The organism is Kordia algicida OT-1 (genome assembly GCF_000154725.1).
Taxonomy (GTDB): Bacteria; Bacteroidota; Bacteroidia; order Flavobacteriales; family Flavobacteriaceae; genus Kordia; species Kordia algicida.
Map to the genome: position 1 here is coordinate 1,894,161 of NZ_DS544873.1, position 6,546 is coordinate 1,900,706.

Consider the following 6,546-nt stretch of genomic DNA (forward strand, 5'->3'; position numbering starts at 1 on the left):
AAATTTCTCTGGGCTATCCCCCTGTATTAGGTAGGTTTCATACGCGTTACGCACCCGTGCGCCGGTCGTCATCTGGCGCAAGCACCAATGTTACCCCTCGACTTGCATGTGTTAAGCCTGCCGCTAGCGTTCATCCTGAGCCAGGATCAAACTCTTCATCGTTGTTTCTTTATAATATAATTTCTTTCAACTCCGAACAATTCTATTACTCTCAAAAGATGTCTTTGCTTATGTTTTTTATCATTATATTGTCTCCAATATAATTGCTGCTAATCAATATGTCAATGAACTATTTATTTCTATTTCTTAAACTTCCTTTCGAAAGCGGGTGCAAATATAAAACCCTTTTTTAATTCTACAAAACTTTTTTTGAGATTTTTTTTGAAGCTCTATCGCAAACTTCTTGCCTCCCAAAATAAAGAATTTATCTCTTAGAACTTAACTAAAAACATTCCCGTTTTTAGCGGATGCAAACATACAACCCTTTTTCCTTTCTAACAAAATCTTTTTAAACCTTTTTTGAAAGTTTTTTTAATCAAAAATTAATCTAGCCTTGTAATGAACTTCACTAACACAAACCATGTCTGTTTTAGCGGATGCAAATATAGAAACCTTTTCCTTACCACCTAGACTTTTTGAAAGTTTTTTTAAGAAATATTGAAAAAATTTCGTTTTCTAAAAAAGGGAAATAAAGGTAATGATTTTTATTTAGCGACGCAACTATTTCTTTTCCTGATCTTTAGACGACCATTTATCTGTGAGTTCTAGATATGAAAATGGTAATGCTGACGGTTGCTTTTTTAGCTGATTGTTGAAAAAAGCACGTTGTAGTATGTCTTCTATTAGGTAATCTTCGTGATTGAATTCTGGTTGAAACTCCTTTTTGAGAGAAATATCAAAGAGGTTTGCTGTTGTGTTATACCAAAATGCTTTCCATCCGCTTCGCAAACGTTTGACTAATTCGAAAGCAGTTTCTCCAGTTTGTCGATGAATTAACTTTACCAATATTTGTCCTTCCGTTTTGGTCAGCTTTTTTAGTTTGGCCGTTAATTCTTTTTCTATGAATTTTTGAACTCTTTTGGTGTAACGCCTACGTTTCGATTTGGAATCTATTTGATCTAGTCTTTCATTTAGTTTTACCAAACGTTCTGAAGCCATTTTTGCATATGGATAGACTTTTAAGGTTTTTCTTCGGAGTATTAAATAACGTATGCGTTCTTCTTTCGAAGAAAATTTCAGTTTATTAAATACAATTACTTCTTCGAGCTCAATGGAAGAACGCGCAATTGTATCTCCTTCAATTAGAAATCGTTCTACCTTAGTAGTATCTTGCGTTACGATTTGTGCCTGACCTAAATAGGAAACCAATATTATTAATATGAGACTAATTCTTTTCATGAATACCTTAAAATTCTTTCAATTTTTATACCAAATGTAATAATTCATCCTCTTATAACTATTAAATCTGTTTTAATATTATTATTTTCGTCAGAATTAAATTAAGAATTTATGGCAAAAAAGAAAATTATTAATAAAAAGTCAATGACTTTTTTAGAAAAATATTTGAATAATGCAGCTCCAACGGGTTATGAGTGGGACGGACAGAAGATTTGGATGGATTATTTGAAACCTTATGTTGATGAGTTTATCACAGATTCTTATGGTACTGCTGTAGGTGTTATTAATCCAAAAGCAAAGTATAAAGTTGTGATTGAAGGACATGCTGATGAAATTTCATGGTATGTAAATTATATTACTGATAGCGGTTTGTTATATGTGATACGAAATGGCGGAAGCGATCATCAGATTGCACCTTCTAAATGGGTAAATATTCATACGAAGAACGGCATTGTAAAAGGTGTTTTTGGCTGGCCAGCAATTCACACGAGAACTAAAGGCAAGGAAGAACCTCCAAAATTAGATAATATTTTTATCGATGTTGGTTGCACAAGCAAGAAAGAAGTTGAAGAACTTGGCGTGCATGTTGGTTGCGTGATTACATATCCAGACGAATTTCATGTTTTAAACAAAGATAAGTTTGTTTGTAGAGCAATTGATAATAGAGCTGGTGGCTTTATGATTGCCGAAGTTGCGCGTTTGCTTCACGAGAATGAAGTAAAACTTCCTTTTGGATTGTACATTACAAATTCCGTTCAAGAAGAAATTGGCTTGCGCGGAGCTGAAATGATTACACAAACCATCAAACCAAATGTTGCCATTGTGACCGATGTTTGCCACGACACAACAACTCCTATGATTAATAAGAAAACACAAGGAGAAACTAAAATTGGTGCCGGACCAGTGATTTCATATGCGCCTGCCGTACAAAATAAGTTGCGCGAACGTATTATAGAAACCGCAGAAACTAAGAAAATTCCTTTTCAACGTATGGCTTCTAGTCGTTCTACAGGAACAGACACGGATGCTTTTGCGTATAGTAATGGTGGCGTTCCTTCTGCACTGATTTCATTGCCACTACGTTACATGCACACAACTGTGGAAACTGTACATAAAGACGATGTGGAAAATGTGATTCGATTGATTTATGAAACATTATTGACAATTAAAGAAGGTGAATCATTTAGTTATTTTGACTAATTGATTTTTATTTAAAGAACTACTTCTTACTTTTAAATACAGAAGCGACATTATATAGTATAGTGTCGTTTTTTTATGGATATATTTTTTGCTGCATGTAAGCCTTTATGATTTTTTATTTAAAATTTATAAATCGTAAAAACTAATCCTTTTGAATTCTATTGACTTGGCTTAACTTTGATCTTATATTAATTAAAAAAATTATGATTATGTTAAAATCGATTACCAAGTTAGGACGTGAATTATCAAAAAGAGAACAAAAGTATATCAAAGGAGGAGATTTTCCTCATTGTTATTTAGTATACAATCATTGCGATAAAACGTATCCTGATGATTTTGATAAGTTTGATGGCTGTATGCAAGCTAATTTATGCGCTGTATAGTCATGGCATAAAAACAGCCGTTTCAGAAAGTTTTGAAACGGCTGTTTTTAATTTTATATACTTTGAATTTATTTACCTTTTATCTTACTCGGTTTTCTTGTTCCATATTTATCAAATAGGTATACTAATGACGTCATTGTTGCCGCTCCCAATTCCAATTCACGTTTATTTACTGCATCAAAAGTGTCGTTTTCTGCGTGATGATGATCGAAATAACGTTGTGAATCTGGACGTAAACCTGCCAATACAATTTGATCGTCTTTTAAGGGACCAATGTCTGCGCCGCTTCCACCTTTTTCAAAATAATGAATTAAATATGGTTTGAATAGTTTTCGCCAGCTTTCCACTTGAGCAAAGTTTTCATCTGAACAATCAAACGAAAATCCTCTTGGCGTGAATCCACCTGCATCACTTTCTAAGGCAAATACATGCTTCTCGCCTTTTTCTTTGGCAACTTCTGCATATTTACGTCCGCCACGCAATCCGTTTTCTTCATTCATAAACAATACAACTCTAATTGTTCTTTTTGGTTTATAACCTGTTTCTTTTAGCAATCGCAATACTTCCATGCTTTGCACAACGCCTGCACCATCGTCGTGAGAACCATCTCCTAAATCCCAAGAATCTAAATGTCCGCCCACAATAATAATTTCATTTGGAAATTCGCTTCCCGTAATTTGCCCGATGACATTGTGCGACATTACATCTTCATATTGTTTGCAATGCATTGTGAATCCGAATTTTGTTTTTGGATCTTTTTTGAGTTGTTTACTCAATAATTCTGCACCATTTGTGCTGATTGCCGCCGCAGGAATCCTATCTGCCACTGAAATATCACCGTAACTCATGCTTCCCGTATGTGGAAAATCGTCCATACGCAAATTCATAGATCGCACTACAACTCCAACCGCTCCATATTTTATGGCTTCTTTTGCGCCTGCGTAGCGTTGATTTACACAACCGCCATACGCTTCAAACGTACTGATTAAGTCAGGTTGCATTGGGCGATTGTAAAAAACTATTTTTCCTTGGATGTTTTCTTTTCCAAGTGATTTTAAGTCTTCAAAATTTTGCACTTCTATAACCTCAGCTTCTACTCCGCCGTTTTTGGTAGCAACAGAACCACCTAAGGCACAAATTGGCACTTTTATTTTTTGAGAACCAGACATAAAATAGCCTTTTTCTGCTTTTCCACGTTCCCATTTTGGCACCATTACTTCTTGTAACCACACTTTATCTAAGCCTAATTTTTCTAGTTCAGCTTTTGTATACTGAACTGCTTTTGCTGCATTTGACGAACCAGAAAGTCGTCCCCCAATTTTATTAGACAAATGATCTAACCAGGCATAACTTTGCCCGTTAGTCAGCGAAGTAGAATATACTTTTTTAAGTTGTTTCTCATCTGCATTTTGTGCAAAACCAATTGCAGTAGCGAGTACTATTAGTATAGAGAGTTTCTTCATTTTGAGTGCTATTAATTTTTATTCAGATTCTAATTGTTTTTTGTACAATTCCAGATTTGCTTTGATTTCATCTTCCAATTCTGGTTCTTCAATATCATCGTATTCTTTTAGGGTATCGTAAATTGTTTTTGCTACAATATAGCGTGCCGTTGGTTTGTCGTCCGCAGGAATGGTAAACCAAGGCGCATGTTCTTTGCTTGTTCTGTTGAGCGCATCTTCATAACATTCTTGGTATTTGTCCCAAAGTTTACGTTCTTTTAGATCGCCTGGTGAGAATTTCCAGTTTTTTTCTTTGAGTTCTAAACGACGAAGCAATCTGTTTTTTTGTTCTTCTTTCGAAAGATTCAGGAAAAATTTGAAAATAATCGTTCCGTTTTCGGCAATGTGTTTCTCAAAATTGTTAATCTGCTCAAAACGTTTTGCCCAAAAATCATCATTTATATCTTCAACAGAATCTACACCAGGAATATTTTCGCCCATTATATAATATGGATGAACGCGCGTTACCAATACATTTTCGTAATGCGTTCGGTTGAAGACAGAAAACTTCCCTCTTTCAGGCAATGCAATATAATGTCTCCATAAATAATCATGCTTCAATTCTAATTCCGTGGGCACTTTAAAACTATGCACTACGATTCCGCGTGTGTTAAAATCTTTGAATACTTCACGAATTAGGCTGTCTTTTCCTGCTGTATCCATTCCTTGCAAGCAGACCAATACACCATATTTCCCGTGCGCGTAAAGCGTATCTTGTAGTTTTCCTAAATCTTCTCGTACATTTTCGAGTTCTTTTTTGATTTCTTTTTTAGATGCTCCAAGATCAAATTTTGTAGCTGTTTCACTGAGTTTTATAGGTTCTGTGACTTTGAAAGTGTTTTTATCGAAATGCTTCATGCGTTACTATTTTTCTTTGAATGCTAAATATACGGATTGTACTTTACATTTTTTGTAGTTTAGCTGTTTCAAATTATTAGTATTGCATTATGAAATATCAAAAATTAGTATTCGTTTTCTGTTTTTGCTTGAGTTTGAGTGCGTTCGCGCAAAGCGATCAAGATTCAATTCCTGCTTTTGGCAAAAACGGAATTTCGAAACCTAGTATTTTATCTACAAATCCGTTTGGAATTTTTATTTCACGGTTGAATCATAATTTTAAAGTGAAAGCTTCCCGCCGAATGGAGCTCGATATTACGCTTGAAAGCGGAAATGTTTGGGGACCAAATGTAAAAACGTATATTCCGAATGATCCTAATTTACGTAGAGAAATGCGTGATATTGCTTGGTTTAGCAGACAGTATTTTGTAGAAGAAGATCAGATTGATGCGGGATATTTTGAGATTGAAACCGATGGTGTAATTAAAGGTTTGCGTGGTAATTTGACAATTCCGACCACGAAAAATCAAGAGTTAATCGTTGGTTTTAGAGCTTTTTTATTGACCAATGGAAAGTTTCCATTTTCTGCATTGACAACCGATCGTTTTATTGAGTTTTTCCATGATAATGTGGCTGGCGGCGATGATCCGTTTGACAGACGCGTTTTTGGATTGGACAAAGCAAAATTTTTATACACGGATCGTAACGGAAGATCGTTTAATCTTGGAAATGGCGATTTTTTAACGGCTGGAATTGAGACACATTATTTTTTCTATCCTACTTTTTTGAACGAACAGAAAATTTACTTCAATTTTGGCGCTCATATCGGAACCAATCTTTCCAAGTATAATATGTCTATGGATGTTGGATTTTCTGCTGCTGGAGTGAAACAGTTTGATTTAAACGATCGAAATTTTATACTGTTTGGTTTGGGCGGAAATTTACTTCGTAAGAATGCCATCGATTTACAAGCTGATAATTTTGATTTTGGAACGAATGATTTTATCGGAAGCGTGGAAGCCAATGCAGAATATACGTTTATTTCTAAAGGAAAAACGTATCATTCTTTTGGGATTAATTATTATATGCAGACGAGTTTGCATGAGAAAGATGAGGATAATTACAATATTTATGTACGTGATGATGATGCTTTTAAGTCTTGGGGACATGGAACGCGTCATTTGTATCGTAATACTAATTATTGGACGTTTGTGTATACGTTACCC

At 34.9% G+C, this 6,546-nt stretch carries 5 protein-coding genes and 1 rRNA gene (1 of these 6 cut by a window edge); 2 read left to right on the forward strand and 4 right to left on the reverse strand.

Going from position 1 to position 6,546, the window contains the following annotated elements:
• Positions 1 to 162 (reverse strand): 16S ribosomal RNA (locus KAOT1_RS08075); it reaches 1,360 nt to the left of the window's first position.
• A gap of 558 nt (positions 163 to 720) precedes the next feature.
• A complete protein-coding gene (locus KAOT1_RS08080) occupies positions 721 to 1,398 on the reverse strand; it encodes a DUF4294 domain-containing protein (RefSeq protein ID WP_007094275.1) in 678 nt (225 codons plus the stop codon).
• 111 nt (positions 1,399 to 1,509) lie between these two features.
• On the opposite strand from KAOT1_RS08080, the gene KAOT1_RS08085 reads away from it, so the two are divergent.
• Complete coding sequence (locus KAOT1_RS08085) at positions 1,510 to 2,598, forward strand: M42 family metallopeptidase (RefSeq protein ID WP_040559418.1); 1,089 nt, start codon at positions 1,510 to 1,512, stop codon at positions 2,596 to 2,598.
• 451 nt (positions 2,599 to 3,049) lie between these two features.
• On the opposite strand, the gene KAOT1_RS08095 is transcribed toward KAOT1_RS08085, so the two are convergent.
• Positions 3,050 to 4,444: a M28 family metallopeptidase gene (locus KAOT1_RS08095; RefSeq protein WP_007094278.1), complete on the reverse strand. Its 1,395-nt coding sequence runs from the start codon at positions 4,442 to 4,444 to the stop codon at positions 3,050 to 3,052.
• Between the two features lie 18 nt (positions 4,445 to 4,462).
• Entirely contained in the window at positions 4,463 to 5,341 is an 879-nt protein-coding gene (locus tag KAOT1_RS08100) for a PPK2 family polyphosphate kinase (protein WP_007094279.1), read from the reverse strand.
• A gap of 89 nt (positions 5,342 to 5,430) precedes the next feature.
• Here KAOT1_RS08100 and KAOT1_RS08105 point away from each other — a divergent pair.
• On the forward strand, positions 5,431 to 6,546 hold a 1,116-nt coding region (locus KAOT1_RS08105; protein WP_007094280.1), incomplete at its 3' end, for a hypothetical protein.

Coding starts and splice junctions, on each gene's coding strand:
- KAOT1_RS08080 (WP_007094275.1), bottom strand. CDS start 1,398: ATGAAAAGAATTAGTCTCATATTAATAATATTGGTTTCCTATTTAGGT.
- KAOT1_RS08085 (WP_040559418.1), top strand. CDS start 1,510: ATGGCAAAAAAGAAAATTATTAATAAAAAGTCAATGACTTTTTTAGAA.
- KAOT1_RS08095 (WP_007094278.1), bottom strand. CDS start 4,444: ATGAAGAAACTCTCTATACTAATAGTACTCGCTACTGCAATTGGTTTT.
- KAOT1_RS08100 (WP_007094279.1), bottom strand. CDS start 5,341: ATGAAGCATTTCGATAAAAACACTTTCAAAGTCACAGAACCTATAAAA.